The sequence below is a fragment of the Allokutzneria sp. NRRL B-24872 genome (assembly GCF_002155965.1).
GTDB lineage: Bacteria > Actinomycetota > Actinomycetes > Mycobacteriales > Pseudonocardiaceae > Allokutzneria.
In genome coordinates, this window is record NZ_MUMH01000052.1 from 1 (window position 1) to 18,230 (window position 18,230).

General features: G+C 69.2%; 15 protein-coding genes and 2 tRNA genes. 6 read left to right on the forward strand and 11 right to left on the reverse strand.

Features of this window, described 5'->3' with window-relative positions; all coding sequences use genetic code 11:
• The 3 genes from CCN37_RS15050 to CCN37_RS41530 all read right to left on the reverse strand — a co-directional run.
• Positions 1 to 584, reverse strand: a 584-nt coding sequence (locus CCN37_RS15050) for an AarF/UbiB family protein (protein WP_143261611.1), incomplete at its 3' end; no start/stop codon positions are given.
• 97 nt (positions 585 to 681) lie between these two features.
• Positions 682 to 1,701 (reverse strand): hypothetical protein, encoded by a 1,020-nt coding sequence (locus CCN37_RS15055; RefSeq protein WP_143261612.1) that lies wholly within the window; start codon positions 1,699 to 1,701, stop codon positions 682 to 684.
• Between the two features lie 173 nt (positions 1,702 to 1,874).
• Positions 1,875 to 2,027 (reverse strand): DUF5679 domain-containing protein, encoded by a 153-nt coding sequence (locus CCN37_RS41530; RefSeq protein WP_246843059.1) that lies wholly within the window; start codon positions 2,025 to 2,027, stop codon positions 1,875 to 1,877.
• Positions 2,028 to 2,229: 202 nt separating this feature from the next.
• Between CCN37_RS41530 and CCN37_RS15060 the strand changes: the two genes are divergently transcribed.
• On the forward strand, positions 2,230 to 2,760 hold the full coding sequence (locus tag CCN37_RS15060) for a M48 family metallopeptidase (protein ID WP_246843060.1): 531 nt from the start codon (positions 2,230 to 2,232) through the stop codon (positions 2,758 to 2,760).
• A 12-nt stretch (positions 2,761 to 2,772) separates the two neighbouring features.
• Here the strand turns inward: CCN37_RS15060 and CCN37_RS15065 are convergent, their stop codons facing one another.
• The gene (locus CCN37_RS15065) at positions 2,773 to 4,140 is read right to left on the reverse strand and encodes a hypothetical protein (RefSeq protein WP_086821401.1); all 1,368 of its coding nucleotides are present in this window, start codon (positions 4,138 to 4,140) and stop codon (positions 2,773 to 2,775) included.
• 110 nt (positions 4,141 to 4,250) lie between these two features.
• Positions 4,251 to 5,639: a zinc-dependent metalloprotease gene (locus tag CCN37_RS15070; RefSeq protein ID WP_086821402.1), complete on the reverse strand. Its 1,389-nt coding sequence runs from the start codon at positions 5,637 to 5,639 to the stop codon at positions 4,251 to 4,253.
• A 72-nt stretch (positions 5,640 to 5,711) separates the two neighbouring features.
• On the opposite strand from CCN37_RS15070, the gene CCN37_RS15075 reads away from it, so the two are divergent.
• The gene (locus CCN37_RS15075; protein WP_086821403.1) at positions 5,712 to 6,749 is read left to right on the forward strand and encodes a PDZ domain-containing protein; all 1,038 of its coding nucleotides are present in this window, start codon (positions 5,712 to 5,714) and stop codon (positions 6,747 to 6,749) included.
• Between the two features lie 41 nt (positions 6,750 to 6,790).
• Here CCN37_RS15075 and CCN37_RS15080 read toward each other — a convergent pair whose 3' ends face one another.
• Entirely contained in the window at positions 6,791 to 7,342 is a 552-nt protein-coding gene (locus CCN37_RS15080) for a PPA1309 family protein (protein ID WP_086821419.1), read from the reverse strand.
• A gap of 174 nt (positions 7,343 to 7,516) precedes the next feature.
• On the opposite strand from CCN37_RS15080, the gene CCN37_RS15085 reads away from it, so the two are divergent.
• The 3 genes from CCN37_RS15085 to CCN37_RS15095 all read left to right on the forward strand — a co-directional run bounded on the left by CCN37_RS15085 (position 7,517) and on the right by CCN37_RS15095 (position 11,148).
• Positions 7,517 to 10,453 (forward strand): UPF0182 family protein, encoded by a 2,937-nt coding sequence (locus CCN37_RS15085; protein ID WP_256388046.1) that lies wholly within the window; start codon positions 7,517 to 7,519, stop codon positions 10,451 to 10,453.
• A gap of 67 nt (positions 10,454 to 10,520) precedes the next feature.
• Positions 10,521 to 10,597, forward strand: a tRNA-Met gene (locus CCN37_RS15090).
• A gap of 474 nt (positions 10,598 to 11,071) precedes the next feature.
• A tRNA-Met gene (locus tag CCN37_RS15095) sits at positions 11,072 to 11,148 on the forward strand.
• A gap of 54 nt (positions 11,149 to 11,202) precedes the next feature.
• Here CCN37_RS15095 and CCN37_RS15100 read toward each other — a convergent pair.
• Positions 11,203 to 11,445 carry a hypothetical protein gene (locus tag CCN37_RS15100; RefSeq protein ID WP_086821404.1) on the reverse strand — a complete coding sequence of 81 codons (243 nt, stop codon included), beginning with the start codon at positions 11,443 to 11,445 and terminating at the stop codon, positions 11,203 to 11,205.
• Between the two features lie 215 nt (positions 11,446 to 11,660).
• Between CCN37_RS15100 and CCN37_RS15105 the strand changes: the two genes are divergently transcribed.
• The gene (locus tag CCN37_RS15105) at positions 11,661 to 12,218 is read left to right on the forward strand and encodes a DUF2087 domain-containing protein (RefSeq protein WP_086821405.1); all 558 of its coding nucleotides are present in this window, start codon (positions 11,661 to 11,663) and stop codon (positions 12,216 to 12,218) included.
• A 7-nt stretch (positions 12,219 to 12,225) separates the two neighbouring features.
• Here CCN37_RS15105 and CCN37_RS15110 read toward each other — a convergent pair whose 3' ends face one another.
• The 4 genes from CCN37_RS15110 to CCN37_RS15125 all read right to left on the reverse strand — a co-directional run bounded on the left by CCN37_RS15110 (position 12,226) and on the right by CCN37_RS15125 (position 18,220).
• On the reverse strand, positions 12,226 to 13,161 hold the full coding sequence (locus CCN37_RS15110; RefSeq protein ID WP_086821406.1) for a DUF3592 domain-containing protein: 936 nt from the start codon (positions 13,159 to 13,161) through the stop codon (positions 12,226 to 12,228).
• Between the two features lie 74 nt (positions 13,162 to 13,235).
• Positions 13,236 to 14,915, reverse strand: a complete 1,680-nt coding sequence (locus CCN37_RS15115; protein WP_246843061.1) for an ABC transporter family substrate-binding protein — start codon at positions 14,913 to 14,915, stop codon at positions 13,236 to 13,238.
• Between the two features lie 138 nt (positions 14,916 to 15,053).
• Positions 15,054 to 17,180, reverse strand: a complete 2,127-nt coding sequence (locus tag CCN37_RS15120) for an ABC transporter ATP-binding protein (RefSeq protein WP_086821408.1) — start codon at positions 17,178 to 17,180, stop codon at positions 15,054 to 15,056.
• On the reverse strand, positions 17,177 to 18,220 hold the full coding sequence (locus CCN37_RS15125; protein ID WP_086821409.1) for an ABC transporter permease: 1,044 nt from the start codon (positions 18,218 to 18,220) through the stop codon (positions 17,177 to 17,179). The genes CCN37_RS15120 and CCN37_RS15125 overlap by 4 nt, the downstream gene beginning before the upstream one ends.
• Positions 18,221 to 18,230 lie beyond the last annotated feature (10 nt).

Here is an 18,230-nt window from a genome sequence, read left to right on the forward strand (position 1 = left end):
CGCTCGCGCAACTCCGCGAGCAGCGGCTTCACCTCCAGGCCGGGGATCAACGCCCGGAACAGCCGGGAGAACCGCTCCAGCTGCCGGAGGTCGGCGAGCAGCGCCTCGTCCGCGCCGGGGTACTGCACCTTCACCGCGACCTCGCGGCCGTCGTGCCACCGCGCCCGGTGCACCTGGCCGATGCTCGCCGCGGCGGCGGGCACGTCGTCGAAGGAGGCGAAGCGCTTCTCCCACGACCGGCCGAGCTGCTCGGCGAGCACCCGGTGCACCGTCTTCGCGGGCAGCGCGGGCGCGGCCGACTGGAGCTTGGTGAGCGCCTCGCGGTAGGGCGCCGCCATCTCCTCGGGGACGGCGGCCTCGAACACGCTCAGGGCCTGGCCGAACTTCATGGCCCCGCCCTTGAGCTGGCCGAGGACGGCGAACACCTGCTCGGCCGTCTTGGCCGAGAACTCGGCGCTGATCTCGTCGGAACTGCGCCCGACCAGTCGCTTGCCCCACCCCGCGGCGACCCGCCCCGCGGCACCGAGCGGCAGGCTGGCGAGCTTCGCGGTGCGGTGCACGGTGCGGCGCGGGATCTCTGTCACTGGTCGATTCTCTCCCGAGAGGCCCGCCCGACGCAGCTGTTTCCCGGGGCTGGCTGGGCACGCGTCCAGGTGGCCCGAGCGGGGGTGAGTTGGTTGCCTACATATAAGCAGACCCCCTCTCGCCCCTGCCACAGGCGCAGCCGTCGTGTGGCGGCTGGTGCCGCAGGAAGGTCTTGCCCCGCACGGGGTCCAGCTCGATCGCCGCGTTCCACGTCGGCGGCAGCCCGTTCATCCCGCCGGGGTGGGACAGCATCAGCAACAGCTGGCCGGTGGCCACGGCGGCCGCCGCGTGCGCGCAGACCAGTTCCTCGGCCGAGGGCAGGGCCCCGAGCTGGCTGGACACCAGCCCCCAGCCCGGATCTCGATCGCTGCGACGCAGGTCGACGCAGGTCAGGCAGCTCGTTCGACCGGGGATGACGAACGGCCCCACCAGGGCGCTGGTCTCGTGCAGCTCGACGGCCAGGTGCGGGACGCCGCTGGACATCAGCTCCGCCCGCAGCTCCTGGTCCCGCACCACCGAGCCGGTCAGGACCACGAAGTTCGGCGTCGAGCGGGCGCGCGTCGCGATGCGGCGCACGTTGCCGAGCCCGGCCGAGCGCAGCAGTGCCGTCACCGCGTCGGCCACCCTGCCGCCACCGTGCACGTGCACCGTGGCCCGGTCCCGTTCGGCCAGGATGTCGCCGCAAGCTCGGTTGAGCCGCAGCGCCCAAGCACCAGCGTCGGTCATCAGGCCTGGAGGGGGTTCCCGTTGGCGGGTGGCGGGGGAGCCGGTGGCCTCTCGGTCCAGCACGCCCGCGTGGTCGAGCGCGATCAGCAGCCCGGCCAGCTCGGAGTCGGTCTCCACCTCGTCCTCGTCCTGGAGGTCGAGCAACTGCGCGAGGGTGTGCCTGCCGTCGAGTTCGCGCAGCGCGCGGGCCAGGTCGGGGGTGAGTTCGTCGACGACCACCGCGCGGCGCGGGTCGACGCCGATCTGCACGGTGCTGTCGCCGCGCCAGAGGACGGGCAGGCCCGGGAGCAGGCGCGGCCGCCGGGGCAGGGGCCGTCTCGGCGGGAGGTGCTTCCTCCGGGCGATCGCCGGGAAGGAAGGAATCGGTGTGGGGATGGGAGTGGTTGCCATGTTTTCGACGGTGGCACCGGTTGTCCGGCCCGACAAACCGTTGTCCACAGGGAGCGGGGGTTGTCCACAGGCTGTGGGTAGGTCTTGACAGGCCGGTCAGCGCGGCGAAGTGATTACGGAGAGTGGCCTCCGGGTCGCGTCGACCCCAAGGCCACCCCCGAGGAAACCCCGCGCTACGACGCCTTGCCGAGGATTCGGGTCATCTTCGTACCGCACGTCGGACAGAGGCCCTTAGCCATCCTCCGACCGTTCTTTTCCTCGACTTCTCCCTGGAAATCCCGCTTTTCGCGGCACTTGACGCAGTAGCCGTTGTAGGACTCCGCCACGGCTTCCCTCCCTTGCTCGAACTGCCCCCGCGGTGAGACGGGAGCACCGAGAGCACGTCTCACCGTCCGTGCTCGCGACTCGGCGTCACGCTACCTGTGCATCTATGTAGATGCGCGCATGACACGTCCAACGTGTGATTGCGCCGACGACGTGTGGACAAACGGGAGCACGCTGTCGGTGCCTCGTCGTAGCGTTCTCCTCGTGACACAGGCGGAAGTTGAAGTCCGTCGAAGCACGCGACGACGGCGCACGGTCACCGCGTACCGAGACGGGGACAAGGTCATCGTGCTCATCCCGGCGAGGATGAGCAGGTCCGAGGAAGAGCACTGGGTGGCCGAGATGCTGGCCAGGCTCCAGCGCAGCGAGACCAAACGGCGCTCGCCGGCACGGGAGTCCGACGAGGCGCTGCTCCTGCGCTGCGCCAACCTCTCCGCCCGCTACCTGGGCGGGAAGGCGCACCCGGCGAGCGTCCGCTGGGTGCCACCGATGCGCACCCGCTGGGCGTCCTGCACGCCGAGCGACCGCACCATCAGGATCAGCGAGCGGCTGCGCGACGTGCCGCCGTGGGTGCTCGACTACGTGCTGGTGCACGAGCTGACGCACCTGCTCGTGCCCGGCCACGGGCCGAGCTTCTGGGAGCTGGTGCACAACTACCCGCGCACCGAGCGCGCGGTCGGCTACCTGGAGGGGCTGTCGGCCGCGGCGGGCTGGGGGATCGAGGTGGAGGACTAGCGGAGCGGGGGATCAGGGAAGGACCAGTCGGTCGATCCGGCGGGCCGCGAGGTACCACGCGTCGGTGCTGCGGCTCTGCCGGACGATCGCCGGTCGAACGCCCTGGTCCACCAGCTTCGCCCAGGCCGTCAGGAAGGAGAGGCCGGGAACGGTGCCCTCGGGCAGCACCAGCGCGACCGGGCGGGGCAGCACCTGCGGAGGATGGCGGTCGAACTCGCTGGCCAGGCGGGCGATGACCGAACCGATCGGCTTGCGGGCACCGCGCGGGTCGATGAGGCCGAGGTCGTGCTCCAGCGGGTTGAAACCGGCCAGCCCCGGGTTCAGGTCGTGCGAGCACCACCAGGTGATCCCGAACAGCTCGCCGCAGCTGGCCATGTTGCGGATGGAGCGCTCGGTCCACTCCGGGATCAGCGCGGCGTCCATCCACTTCGTGGACACACCGGTCTCCTCGATCCACACCGGGCGGCGCAGGTCGGTGTGGAAGGCCTTGAGCAGTTCGACGAAGTACTCGGAATAGTGCAGGGAGGGGGTGGAGAGCGGACCGAAGCGCTGGATGACGTTCGTCCAGCCCGCCCACGTGTGGCACGCGGTCGCGGCGCCGCTGGTGGCGAGGCCCTCGCGGGTGAAGTAGGCGTTGTTGAGCCACGGGTAGTGGTCGATCCCGGAGACGTGCAGCTTCCCCGGCGCCACGCGTTCGCAGGTGGCGAACAGGGCGGAGTGCCAGGCGTCGCCCTGCTCCGGGGTGATTGCCATGCCCAGTGGCTGGGCGAACCAGTTCACCTCGTTGGACAGGTCGAAGCCGAGGAAGCGGCGGTGTGCGCCGATCCGCGTGGCGATCGCCTCCAGCAGCGCGTGCTGCGCGGCGAGCGCGGTCGGGTCGGTGAACATGTTGCGGGCTCTGCCGGTGCTGTTGTCCAGCAACCACGGCGGCACGAACAGGAAGCCGCTCAGCGCGCCGTTGAACACGGTGACCTCGACGTCCAGCCGGACCGCGTCGGCGAGGTCGAGCAGTTCGGCGAGCCGGTCGAGCATCTCGCCGCGCACGTGCCCGGTGTTGGGCTGGAAATCCGGCCAGAGGCACATGATCCGGATGTGGTCCATGCCCAGCCCGGCGATGTCGGCGAGGTCCCGGACGATCGACCGGCGGTCCCAGTCCGACCAGCTGAACCACCAGTTCCGGCTGGGCGTGTAGTTGACGCCGAGCCGGACGCGGCGCTTCGGCGCGCTCCCCGCCAGCATCCCGGTGGCGGGCGCTCCCGCGACGGGCGCGGCCGCCATCCCGCGCAGCACCGTTCGTCTGTCCACAGTGGACTCCTTGAGGCTGACATCGTTGTCGCGGCGGCGAAAACCAGCCTCGTCCGCTCCGAGCGCCTCGGTCAACCGCCGATCGGAGCGCAGCGTCCACCCGCGCCTGACCCCCGTGAAACCACTGCGGCATTGGTTACGTCTGGCGCAACCAATGCCACAGTGGTTTCACGAGCGGGCGGGGGTCAGGAGCCGGGGGAGCCCTCCTCGGGGGCCTCGCCCTCGGTGCGCTTGAGCTCGGCGATCGGGTCGACGGAGGACTCGCCCCAGCGCTCGGCGAACTCCAGCGGGTCGTCGAGGTCGGCCGAGGTGGGGATGAAGTCCGGGTGGTCCCAGACCGAGTCGCGGCCGGTGATCCCGTGCTTGTCGGTCATCAGCCGCCAGAGCCCGGCCGCCGCGCGCAGCCGCCTCGGCCGCAGCTCCAAGCCGACCAGGGTGGCGAAGGTCTGCTCGGCCGGGCCACCGCTGGCACGCCTGCGCCGCAACGTCTCCCGCAGCGCGTCGGCACCGGGCAGCCGGTCGCCGACGGCCTCGGCGACCACGACGTCCACCCAGCCCTCGACGAGCGCGAGCAGGGTCTCCAGCCGGACGAGCGCCGCCTGCTGCTCCGGGGTGTTCTGCGGCTGGAGCATGCCGGAGGACATCATCTCCTCCAGCGCCTGCGGGTTGGCCGGGTCGAACTGCCCGGCGAGGCCCTCCAGCGCGGAGGTGTCGACCTTGATGCCCTTGGCGTACTCCTCGACCGTGCTCATCAGGCGCTGGCGCAGCCACGGCACGTGCGCGAACAGGCGGTGGTGCGCGGCCTCGCGGGCGGCGAGGAACACCATCACCTCGTGCGCGGGCCTGCCGAGGCCCTCGGTGAACTTCTCCACGTTCGCCGGCAGCAGCGCCGCGACGCCCTCGCTGCCCAGCGGCAGACCGACCTCGGTGGAGGTCAGCACCTCGGACCCGAGCTGCGCGAGGCTGCCGCCCAGCTGCGAGCCGAACGCGAACCCGCCCATCTGGCCGATCATCGCCAGCAGCGGTCCCGCCGCCTGCTTTGCCTCCTCCGGCATCGCGTCCACCCACGCGCCGGACATCTGCTTGGCGACCGGGTCGCACAGCCGCTGCCAGCTCGGCAGCGTGCCCTCGACCCAGTCGCTCGCCGACCACGCGACCGCCTTGCGCGCGCCCGCGGGCAGCGACGTCGCGGGGTCCAGCCACAGCTCGGCCAGGCGCACCGCGTCGGCCACCGCGCTCTCCTGCTGCGCGGTCGGCTTCGTGGTGCCGCCGGAGGTGCCGAGCTGCTGCACGGCCAACTGCTTGGCCAGGTCGTAGTTGACGGGGCCGCTCGACGTGCTCGCCTGGCTCAGCACCTGACCGAGCTGGCTGAGCATCTGGCCGAGCTGGTTCATGTCGAAACCACCGGCACCGCCGGCACCGGCGAAGGGGTTCTGCCCGCCAGGGGGCACGCCCTGGCCGAAGCCGAACCCGAACCCCTGGTTGTGATCCTGGGGCCCCTGGTTGTCCTTTCCCTTGCGCTCCGGGTCCTTGTCCGGATCGGAGCCGCTGAACCCGAAGGGCAGATCGCTCATGCATTCCACGGTACGCGGCACGCGGGTCCCGCACCCGGGCGCGGGGTGGCCGGATGCGTACCCTGTGCGCTTGTGACCCGCCGCACCTGGACCCTGTTGCTGAGCATCGTGCTCGTGCTCGCGCTCGGCCTGGTCGGAGGCTTCGTGAGGGTGCCGTACGTGGCGCTCGGCCCCGGCCCGACCTACGACACCCTCAGCAAGGTCGGCGGCGTTCCCGTCGTCGAGCTGGCCGGGCACGAGTCCTCGGACTTCGGCGGCCACCTGACGATGACCACGGTCGGCGTGACCGACGGCGTGACCGTCTTCGGCGCGCTCGGGCTGTGGGCCGGGGGCAGGTTCGCGCTGGTCCCGCGCGAGGAGGTGTTCCCGCCGGAGAAGACCAAGCAGCAGGTCGACGCGGAGAACACCAGGGCCTTCCAGCTCTCCCAGACCAACGCCGAGGTGGCCGCGCTGCGCTACCTCAAGTTCCCGGACAAGGTGGTCGTCACCTCGGTCACCGCGGACGGTCCGTCCACCAAGGTGATCCAGCCGGGAGACCGCATCGTCGCGGTCAACGGCCAGCCCGTCGCCACCGCCGAGGAGGTGCGCGCCGCGCTCGTGCGGACCAAGCCCGGGGACCAGGTCGCTGTTCGCTACCAGCGCAACGACGTGCCCGAGACGACCGCGCAGGTGACCCTCGGCGAGCGCCCGGAGAAGGGGCCGGACCGCCCGACCTACGGCTTCCTCGGCGTGACCCCCGCCGACCGCCCCGCGCCGGACTTCCAGATCAAGATCAGCCTCAAGGAGGTCGGCGGGCCGTCGGCCGGGCTGATGTTCGCGCTGGCCATCGTGGACAAGCTGACGCCGGGCAAGCTCAACGGCGGCGCCTCGGTCGCGGGCACCGGCGAGATCGACATCGAGGGCAAGGTCGGCGCCATCGGCGGCATCCCGTTCAAGATGCGGGCCGCGCGCGAGCAGGGCGCGACGGTGTTCCTCACCCCCGCGGAGAACTGCGCTGAGGCCCTGCAGCGCGTTCCGGAGGGACTGCGCCTGATCAAGGTGGAGAACCTCGCGGGCGCGGTGGAGGCCCTCCAGGCCGTGCAGGAGGGCAAGCCGACCCCCGGCTGCTGACAGCCGGACCGGGGGTCCGCCCCTCCCCCTGCTGAGCTCTCCTAGCCGTGCTGGAAGGTCGAGCGCAGCGCCTCGACCAGGTTCGGCGCGAGGTCGGGGTGCTCGACCAGCTCGTCGGCCGCGGCCTCGGACCCGTCGCTCTTCACCCGCAGCAGGCAGATCCCCGTCTCCTGGTCGCGCAGCACGCCCGCGACCAGCCGGGCCTCGCGGCGCAGCGGGTGCTCGGCGATGAACTTCTCCGCCGCGGCCGGATCGGCCTCCTCGTCCGGCAGGTCGGCCTCGGCCTCCGGCGGGAGCATGAGGATCTCCTGCGTCAGCACGCAGCCCGCGACCGCGTCCGGCCACACGATCCTGGCCAGCGTCGTGCCGAGGTCGTCATCGGGCAGCGAGTCCTGGGCGATCGGGGTCAGCATCGCCTCCGGGTCGATGCGTTCGGCCAGGCCCGGCTCGCGCTCGACCAGCTCTGCGGTCGGCACCAGGGCGAACAGTTGCGGCGGTTGGTCCCAGCCCGCCGAGGCGACGAAGTCCTCGACCTCGCGCACCGCCGCGGGCAGCGCCACGGAGAAGGTTCCGGATTCGGATGGAGATCCCATGGTGAGCATGTTTTCATCCCCCCACGTGAAGGCCGTCACGGGAACCCGGAAGGGGCCTCGTAGAGTTGGACATATCGGGACGCGTGTCGGCGTCGTCGAACCTTCGCGGTCCAACCACCGCGCTCGCGCTCCCGTCGCCTGAGGAAACCTCTCCTAGGAGCGTGCCACGTGGCCATGCGGCCCCCGGTCGGAATACCGAAGCTGTCCAAGCGCAGCCGGATCTTGCTCATCATCGGCGCGGTGCTGCTGGCAGTGGTCGTGGCCGCTTCCCGCCTGCTCGGCACCTACGTGAACTGGCTGTGGTTCGGCGAAGTGGGCTTCCGCACGGTGTTCAACACCGTGCTGTTCACCCAGATCGGCCTGTTCGTCGTCATGGGCCTGGTCGTCGCCGGCCTGCTGATGCTGAACCTCGCCATCGCCTACCGCGCACGGCCGGTCTTCGTACCGGTCAGCGGCCCGGACGACCCGGTGTCCAAGTACCGCTCGGCGATCATCCAGCGGCTGCGGCTCGTCGCGTTCGCCATCCCGGTCGTCGCGTTCATCGCCGCCGGTGTCGCGGCCTCCTCGGACTGGCAGATCGTCCAGACGTACTTCAACGGTGAGAGCTTCGGCACCACCGACCCCGAGTTCGGCCTGGACATCGGCTTCTACGCCTTCGGTCTGCCGTTCTACACCTGGCTGATCTCCTGGGGCTTCGTGATCATCGCGGCGTCCTTCGTCGGCGCGCTGGTCACGCACTACATCTTCGGCGGCATCCGGCTCGCCGGACGCGGCGGCCAGCTCTCCGCGCCCGCGCGCATCCAGCTCGCCGTGCTCGCCGGTCTGTTCGTGCTGCTGTACGCGGCCTCGTACTTCTTCGACCGCTACGAGCTGATGTTCTCCAACAGGAACAGCAACTTCTTCGGCGCCACCTACACCGACCTGCACGCCGTGCTCCCGGCGAAGCTGATCCTCTCCATCATCGCGATCTTCTGCGCCTTCGCGTTCTTCGCGGCCGCGTTCCTGCGCGACCTGAAGATCCCGGCCATCGCCACCGTGCTGCTGGTGCTCTCCAGCCTGCTCGTCGGTGCGGCGTGGCCCGCGTTGCTGGAGCAGTTCTCCGTGCGCCCCAACGCGATCCAGAAGGAGTCGCAGTCCATCGAGCGCGCGATCGCGGCCACCCGCGACGCGTACGGGCTGACTCCGGACAAGGTGACCTTCACCGAGTACCCGGGCCGCTCCGAGTCCACCCCGCAGGAGATCCGCACCAACGCCAACAACCAGGGCACGATCTCCAACGTGCGGCTGCTCGACCCGAACGTGCTCGCCCGCACCTTCACCCAGCAGCAGCAGCGCAAGAACTTCTACGGCTTCGGCGACAAGCTCGACGTCGACCGCTACAAGGTCAACGGCCAGCTGCGCGACTACATCGTGGCCGCGCGCGAGATCGACCCGAAGAACCTCGCCGAGAACCAGCAGAACTGGATCAACCGGCACCTGGTGTACACGCACGGCAACGGTTTCGTGGCCGCGCCGGCCAATACCGTGAACTCCGCGCTGCAGGACACCAGCGGCCAGGGCGGCTACCCCGTCTACACGGTCAGCGACACCAGCGGCCAGGGTGACATCAAGGTCGACCAGCCCCGGATCTACTACGGCGAGCTGGCCACCGACTACGCCATCGTCGGCGGGCAGGACAACGGCAAGGACCGCGAGTACGACAGCGACGGGGTCGCCTACCGCTACACCGGCGCCGGTGGTGTCTCGCTCGGGAACCTGTTCAACCGCCTGGTGTTCTCCGCCGCGTACGGCGAGCGCAACATCCTGTTCTCCGGTTCCATCGGCAATGAGTCCAAGATCCTCTACAACCGGGACCCCAAGACCCGGGTGAAGATGACCGCGCCGTGGCTGACGCTGGACAGCGACCCGTACCCCGCCGTCATCGACGGCAGGGTCAAGTGGATCGTCGACGGCTACACCACGCTGGAGAACTACCCGTACGCGCACCGGACGCAGCTGAGCCAGGCCACGCAGACCTCCCAGGGGGTCCGCCAGCCCGCGCAGCAGTTCAGCTACATCCGCAACTCCGTCAAGGCCACCGTCGACGCCTACGACGGCTCCGTGTCGCTGTTCGCGATCGACGAGAAGGACCCGGTCCTCAAGACCTGGTCCAAGGTCTTCCCCGGCACCGTGAAGCCCGCCAGCGAGATCCCGATGTCGCTGCGAGACCACATCCGCTACCCGGAAGACCTGTTCAAGGTCCAGCGCGAACTGCTCGCCAAGTACCACGTGAACCGGCCGGACGTCTTCTACTCGCAGAACGAGTTCTGGGACGTTCCCGACGACCCCACCGACGAGCAGCAGCCCAACGTCCAGCAGCCGCAGCCCCAGCAGCCGGGCGCACCGACCCCGCAGAGCACGCAGGGCGGCAAGCTCCCGCCGTACTACGTGATCGCGCAGGCACCGGGCCAGGCCAAGCCCACCTTCCAGATCACCAGCGCGCTCACCGGCCTGCGCAGGGAGTTCCTCTCCGCCTGGGTCTCGGCGTCATCGGAGTTCGACGGCTACGGGAAGATGACGGTCCTCCAGCTGCCCACCACGACCCAGACCATGGGCCCGGGGCAGATGCAGAACCAGTTCTTCTCCGCGTCCAAGGTCACCGAAGCCAGGACGCTGTTCCAGAACCCCAACGCCAACGCGGTCAACGGCAACCTGCTGACCCTGCCGGTCGCGGGTGGACTGCTCTACGTCGAACCGATCTACATCCAGCGCAAGGACCCCAACGCCTTCCCTCAGCTCGCCAGGGTCCTGGTCGGCTTCGGCGGGCGCGTCGGGTTCTCCGAGACCCTCGCGGGCGCGCTGGAAGAGGTCTTCGGCAAGGGCGCCGGTGACGGCACCACGCCGCCCAACACCGGTGGCACCACGCCGCCGGAGAACCCCGGTGGCGGTGGAACCCCGCCGCCCAACCCCGGTGGCGGGCAGCAGATCACCGCCGAGCAGGCCAAGGCGATCCAGGACATCGGAGCCGCCATCAGCCGCCTCCGCACGGCAACGCAGTCCGGCGACTTCGCCGCGATCGGCCAGGCCCAGAAGGACCTGGAAGACGCGACCAAGCGCTTCAACCAGAAGTAGTGCCTGAGCCGGTGGCGTCACCCGATTTGCCTTCGGAGGACGCCACCGGCTAGGGTTAGGACAACAACGCGGGGTGGAGCAGTTCGGTAGCTCGCTGGGCTCATAATCCAGAGGTCGCAGGTTCAAATCCTGTCCCCGCTACCAATTGGGCAATCCCCGTTCGCAGAATGCGCGGACGGGGATTGTTCGCATTTGCGCCACGGGGGGCCGAGCCCCCCGGACCCCCACGGTGCGGGCTCCTCGTCTTTTCTGCGTGGTTGTGTTTCAGGTCACCAGCGGGCGCGCCCGCTTCGCGCACGCCTGGGCCTCGGCCTGCGGCCATGGGCCCAGTTCAAGCGTTTCGTGTGCTTACCGGGGCTTTTGCGAGCGAAGCTGCGCGATAAGTGTCCATAGCGTGCGAAAAGCGACCCCGCTGGGACGTGAGTCGAGGTCGGCTTTACCTGGGGTGCGCGTGCCATACGCTTGCGGGCGTGGGCCGGGGATTCATCACCGTGCCCGCCCGGCCCACTTCGGCACGCGCGAGGGGCCCCAGGTCAAGCCGACGCCAACGCAACCAAAAGGCCACTGGCCAGCCGATTTGCGTATTGAGGCAGGGGTGGGTTAAGGTTTACTCAGCAACGCGGGGTGGAGCAGTTCGGTAGCTCGCTGGGCTCATAATCCAGAGGTCGCAGGTTCAAATCCTGTCCCCGCTACCATGTGAAAAGATCCCCCGGCCGTCAGGTCGGGGGATCTTTGCGTTGGGGTGGCGGCTACTTGAGGTCGCGGACCCAGGTGTGGGCGCAGGCCGGAGAGCAGACGCGGCCATCACCGGAGATCGCGGTCGACCGCTTCAGCGACTTCCCGCACACCATGCACTTGTCCATCGACTCGGGCTTCTTCGTGAGCTGGGTCGGGACGAGTGACTTCGCCCGCTGTTTGACGCCCTCCTTGACCTTGCTCGTGACCTGCTCTCGCTTCTCGACCAACTTCGTCCGGAACCAACTACGGTGCACGGTCGACCTCCCTGCTTTCCCTGGCCGATCGGTGGGGCGCGCACGCCTGCTGGCGAGCCCCAGTGCGGCCGATCTTCGGGCCTCGGCCGCCGGGCTCGATAGCCCGGAAGGGGTAAGTCCACCGGGTTGGATCGCGAAAACCCACGTAACGGTCAGTGCCGGTCGCGCAGAGTAAACAGCTGCCCGCCTGGCTCGGGCGCGCTAGGTTGCGGAGCGTGACTCCCGAGACAGTGGTGGGGCTGCTGGCCGGCCCCGAGCGGCTGCGCGTCGTCGCCGCGCTCGTACTGGGCGCGACCTCGATCACCGCGCTGAGCGAGGCAACCGGACTGGACCCCAAGGCCGTCGGCAAAGCCCTCAGGAAGCTGGAGGACGGCGGACTCGTCGAACCGGGGTACCGCCTGCGCACCGAGGTGCTGACAGAACTGGCGAAGGCGTCAGCCCCCACTGAGAGCGGCGACGACCACGGCTACGGCGACTCCGACCCGAAGACGGAAGCGCTGCTGCGCACCTTCGTCAAGGACGGGCGGCTCATCGGGATGCCCGCACAGCGCGGACGCCGACGGGTGCTGCTGGAGCACCTGGTGCAGTCCTTCGAACCGGGCGTGCGCTACCCGGAGAAGGAGGTCAACGTCATCGTCCGCGCGTGGTGCGAGGGCGGGGCGGCCGACCACGTCTCCGTGCGCCGCTACCTCATCGACGAGGGCCTGCTGACCAGGGGTGAAGGCCAGTACTGGCGCTCCGGCGGCTGGCTCGACGTGCTGCCGCAGAGCTAGCGGGGGGCTAGGACGGGTCGGAACCGCGCACGGCAGCCCACCACAGCGCGATCGCGGCGGTGATGAGCGTGGCACCGAGCCACACCGGGAAACCGCCGGCGTCCAGGTACGCCCAGAACAGGCCAACCAACGGCGCGGGCATGATCAACGCGGCGTCGGCGCGGAACTGGCGCAGGGCACTGCTGGAGGCCGCTGTGCGCTCCTCGATGTCCTCGCCGGGACGCACGGGGTTGTCGGTGCGGCGGCCCTGCGGCTCAGTGCGGACCGTGGAGCCCGAGGAGTACAGAACCGTGCCCGCGTGGTCGACGGCGAGCAGGCGGTCGGTGCGCGGATCACCGTGCACGGACACCTCGACCGGCGACGGCATGCCGACGAGCACGGGGTCGTAGTACACGGGAATCCAGCGCTGCGGCCCGGATTCGGTCTCCAGCCAGGATCGCGCGATCAGTCCTTTTTGGACACGAACGCGGCGGACGATCACCTTGTGGGTCGGACGGTTCGTGAGGCGGACGCGCCGCAGCACGAAAGCGAGGAACACCGCCACCGCGGCGAACGCGATGACCGCGCTGAAGGACAGTCCGCTCGCCGCGCGGTCGAGCTCGGCGAGCAGGACGGCACCGGGGATCGCGGCGTGCTGCGGATTGCTCGGCTCGTAGGCGACCTCGGAGCGCGTGCCCACGGGCGGGGGAGTCACGGCCAGCTCCACGGGCGCGGTGACCTGGGCGCCGTTTGGCAGTGGCCAGCGCACGTCGACGAAGTAGTCGCGCACGGCGGTGATCTCGCCGACGGCACGGGCGCTGAGGCTGCCCATCCGCGACTGCGCCGAGTTGTAGGACAGCAGCGACAGCGTGGCGATGGCACCGCACACCAGCAGCACCAGCACGGTGGTCACCAGTCCGTGCCGGAAGGCGCGGACGCGGAACGGCGACGGGTTCGACTTCACCGCGGGAATTCCTGACTCTGATGCGGAAAAGGGCCCGCGAGGCGAACTCGCGGGCCCTTCCCGGAACTACCGGCCTACTTGAGGAAGCCGATCTTCTCGTACTCGTAGTCGGCGAAGCCGAACGCGCCGAAGTTGGCGATGTTGTTCTTGATGCCGATGGCGTTGGGGCGCTGGTAGAGCAGCAGCGAGTGGCCGGTCTTCCAGATCTCCTCGTCCGCCTTGTTCGCCAGCTCGGCGCGCTTGGCGTCGTCCAGCTCGGCGTTGGCGTCGGTCATCAGCTTGTTGATCGTGTCGTTGCCGATGCGCCCGTAGTTCTGGTTCACCGCGACCGGGTCCAGCCGGTAGATCGAGCCCTTGGAGCTGGCCGGGGTCGGCGTGCCGATCCAGGCGAAGTGCGAGATGTCGAAGTTGCCCTTGAAGACGTACTCCTTGAAGAACAGCTCCGAGGGGACCGTCTGGATGTCCACCTTCACGCCGATCGCGCCGAGCATCTGCTGGACCTGCTTGGCCTCGTTGGCGCTGACCTCGACGGCGGTCGGGATCACGTCGCGGACGACGAGCTCCTTGCCGTCCTTCTTGCGGGTGGCGCCGTCCAGCTTCCAGCCGAGCTCGTCGAGCTCCTTGGCCGCCTGGTCCTTGTTGAGGGCGACGAGCTGCCCCTGGTCCTTGTAGTCCTTCAGACCCTCGACGTAGATGTGGTTGTTCAGCGGCTTGGCGTCCGGGATGATCGCGCCGACCTGGGACTTGGCGATCGTGGTCCGGTCGATGGCCTTCTGCAGCGCGAGGCGGACCTTCGCGTCCTCCAGGATCGAGCCCTTGGCGCCGTTGAAGGTGATGTGCCGGAAGTCGGGCGCCAGCGCCTTGCGGACGACCGCGCCCGGAACGGGAACGACCTGCTGGAAGGTGCTCACGCTCGGGCCGATGTCGATGAAGTCGATGTCGTTGGCCGCGAACGCCTGCGCCTGCGAGTCGATGCTGATCTGGCGGTAGATGATCCTCGCCAGCTTCGGCTTCTCGCCCCACCACTTCTCGTTGGGGACGAGGGTCAGGATCTTGGCGCCGCGGTCGACCGAGTCGAACTTGAACGGACCGGCGCTGTCGATCGGCTTCTCTTTCCAGCCGTCGTTGAACACCTTCGGGTCGGTGTTGGTCGAGGCCGGGTAGAGCATCGCGAACAGGGTGCGCCAGTCACCGAACTTCTTCTTCATGGTGACCTTGACATCCTGGTCGGTCGCGCCGCGCTCGACCTTCTCGATGTCCTCGTAGCCGGTGGTGCTGGAGGTGATGAACGCCTTGTCCGCGCCGCTGCGCGCCTTGAACTGGGCGTCGAAGTCCTTCCAGGACAGCTGGGTGCCGTTCTGCCAGACCGCCTTCGGGTTCAGCTTGTACTCGATGATCTGCGGATCGGTCGAGGTCAGCTTCGCCGACTCCACGTAGTCCTTGTTCTCCGACAGCACGCCTTGGGCGTCCGCCTTGAACATGGACGGGATCAACGCCTCCATGATGCGCGCGCTGTCGGCCAGCGTGCCGTTGAGGTGGCCGTAGTTGAACTGGGTGGAGAGCTCGCTGACCGGCCAGCGGAAGTCCCCGCCCTCCTTCAGCTCACCCGCCGACTTCACGTTGATGTCGTTGGCGTTGACCTTGCCCTGAAGGTTGTTCGCCGGGTTGCTGCCGCCGCCACCGCACGCCGTGAGCACGAGTGCTCCAGCCGTCAGGGCGGCAATCAGCACCGCTGGTTGCCGTCGCCCTAGCATCACGCCAGTCCTCCACTGCTTACCTAGTCGCCCGCGTTGGTTCACCGGGGCGTTGATTCAGGTGGACACTACGTCGAACTTTTTCAGCTCGCCCAGCACGGACGTATAACACCACATCCGCACTTATTCAGTTGGGTGTTACACGACTTCGCGGACCTCGGCGTAGTGGCACGCCACCTCGTGGTCATCGCCCCGCCGCGCGCGAGGGGGGTGCTCGTCCAGGCACGCCCGCTGCTTGTCCTCCGGCAGCGCGGCGAACTTGAAGCAGCGCGTCCGGAAGCGGCAGCCGCTCGGCGGGTTCGCCGGGCTCGGCAGGTCACCGGTGAGGATGATCCGCTCGCGCTGCCGCTCCTTGATCGGGTCCGGGATCGGGATCGCCGACAGCAGCGCCTGCGTGTACGGGTGCTCCGGCCTGCCGAAGACCGTGTCCACGTCGCCGATCTCGACGATCTTGCCCAGGTACATCACCGCGACCCGGTCGGCGATGTGCCGCACCACCGACAGGTCGTGCGCGACGAACAGGTACGACAGGCCCATCTTGGCCTTGAGCTCGTCGAGCAGGTTGATCACGCCCGCCTGGATGGAGACGTCCAGCGCCGAGACCGGCTCGTCGAGCACGACCAGCTTGGGCTCCAGCGCCAGCGCGCGGGCGATGCCGATGCGCTGCCGCTGACCACCGGAGAACTCCGCCGGGTAGCGCGCGGCGTGCTCGGCCCGCAGGCCCACCAGGCTGAGCAGTTCCGGCACCCGCTTCTGGATGTCGGCCTTGGCGAAGCCGTGCACCAGCATCGGTTCGGCGATGATGTCGCTGACCGGCATCCTCGGGTCCAGCGAGGCCATCGGGTCCTGGAACACCACCTGCATGTCGCGGCGGATGGCCTTCTTGTCCTTGGCCGGGATGTTGCCGACGTCGCGGCCCAGCACCGAGATGCTGCCCGAGGTCGGCTTCTCCAGGCCGAGGATCTCCATCAGCGTGGTGGTCTTGCCGCAGCCGGACTCACCGACCAGGCCGAGCGTCTCGCCCTCGCGGATGTCGAAGGTGATGCCGTCCACCGCGTGCACGGTGCCGACCTTGCGGCGCATCACCACGCCCTTGGTCACGGCGAACTGCTTGACCACCTGGTCGACGGAGAGCACGACCTCGCGCTGCTCGCGCGGCAGCTTCGCCACCTCCGGCTGCTCCACCACCTCGGCGCCGAAGACCTCGGCCGGGTCGGCGTCGGTCGCGGAGATCTCCGAGCTGCGGATGCACGCGGCGCGGTGCGGATCGGCCGAACCCGCGCTTTCGTCCACAATGGACAGCGGGGGTTCGGCGTCGTCGCACGCGGCCACGTGCATGGGGCAGCGCGGGCCGAACGGGCAGCCCGGCGGCAGCGCCACCAGTGACGGCGGCTGGCCGACGATGGGCACCAGCGGCTGCTTCTCCTCGGCGTCCAACCTCGGGATCGAGCCGAGCAGGCCCAGCGTGTACGGCATCCGGGGCGCGGCGTAGATCTCCTCGACCACCCCGGACTCCACCGCGCGGCCGGCGTACATCACCAGCAGCTTGTCGGCGAAGCCCGCGACCACGCCCAGGTCGTGGGTGATGATCACGATGCCCGCGCCGGTGACCTCCTGCGCGGTCTTCATCACCTCGAGCACCTGGGCCTGCACCGTCACGTCCAGCGCGGTGGTCGGCTCGTCCGCGATGATCAGGTCGGGGTCGTTGGCGATGCCCATGGCGATCATCGCGCGCTGGCGCATACCGCCGGAGAACTCGTGCGGGAACGCCTTGGCGCGCTGCTGCGCGTGCGGGATGCCGACCAGGTCCAGCAGCTCCACCGCGCGGTTGGCCGCGGCCTGCTTGGTGACCTTTCCCTTGCCGTGCACCAGGATCGTCTCCGCGATCTGGTCGCCGACGGTGTACACCGGCGTCAGCGCGGAGAGCGGGTCCTGGAAGATCATCGCGATCTTCTTGCCCCGGATGCGCGAGAGCTCGCGGTCGGAGCGGCCGAGCAGTTCCCTGCCCTGGAAGCGGATCGAGCCGGTGATCTTCGCCTGCTGCGGCAGCAGGCCCATCACGGCGAGCGAGGACACCGACTTGCCGGAGCCGGACTCGCCGACGATGCCGAGCACCTCGCCGGGGCTGACCTGGTAGCTCAGGCCGCGCACCGCGCGCACCCTGCCGTCCTCGCTGGGGAACGACACGTCCAGGTCGGCGACCTCCAGCAGCGGGCCGCCGGGGGTCGTGGTGCTCTCGTCGAACTGGATCTCAGCAGTGGTCATCGGTCGTCGTCCTCACGCTTGCGCGCCGTCGCCTGCTCCGCGCCTGCGGGCTGCTCCTGCGCCTCGTCCCGCTTGCCGCGCCGCTTCTTCTTCTCCTTGGCCCTGCCCTTCTGCGAGCTCGGGTCCAGCGCGTCGCGCAGACCGTCACCGACGAAGTTCACCGCGAGCACGGCGAGCACCAGCAGGCCACCGGAGAAGACGAACAGCCAGGGGAAGGTCAGCGACGCGCGCGTGCCGTCGCGGATCAGCGTGCCGAGCGAGACGTCCGGCGGCTGCACGCCGAGGCCGAAGAAGCTCAGACCCGTCTCGGCCAGCACCGCGCTGCCGACGTTGATGGTGCCGTCGATGATCAGCAGCGAGGCCATGTTCGGCAGGATGTGCTTGCCGATGATCTTCCACGGCTTCTCGCCCATGAACCTGGCGGCCTTGACGAACTCCCGCTCCTTCAGCGTGAGCGTCATGCCGCGCACGATCCGCGCGGTGATCATCCAGTTGAACGCGGCCAGCAGCAGCACGAACCACAGCCAGTTCTCACCGCGCAGCGAGGGGCTGATGATCGCGATGATCAGGAAGGACGGCAGCACCAGCAGCAGGTCGACGATCCACATCAGCGTGCGGTCGGACCACTTGCCGAAGTAACCGGCGGCCGAGCCGACGACGGCAGCGACGAAGGTGGAGATCAGCGCGACCAGCAGACCGATGGTCAGCGACTTCTGCAGTCCGCGCATGGTCTGCGCGAAGACGTCCTCGCCGATCTGCGTGGTGCCGAACCAGTGCGAGCCGCCGGGCGGCTGCAGGAACGCGCTGTAGTCCTGTTCCTTGTAGTCCCAGGGGGAGAACAGCGGGGCGAGGAACGCGGCGGCGTAGAGCAGCACGATCGCGATCAGCCCGGAGACGGCGAGCTTGTTGCGCAGGAACCTGCGCACGATCAGCGCGCCGCGGCCGGTGGCCTTGCTCGGCTTCACCGCGGCGTCGACGGGGCCGCCGCCCGCGGCGCCGGTGGTGCCGGTGGAGTCGCCCTCGTTGAGGTTGACGGTCATGGTTCTCCTC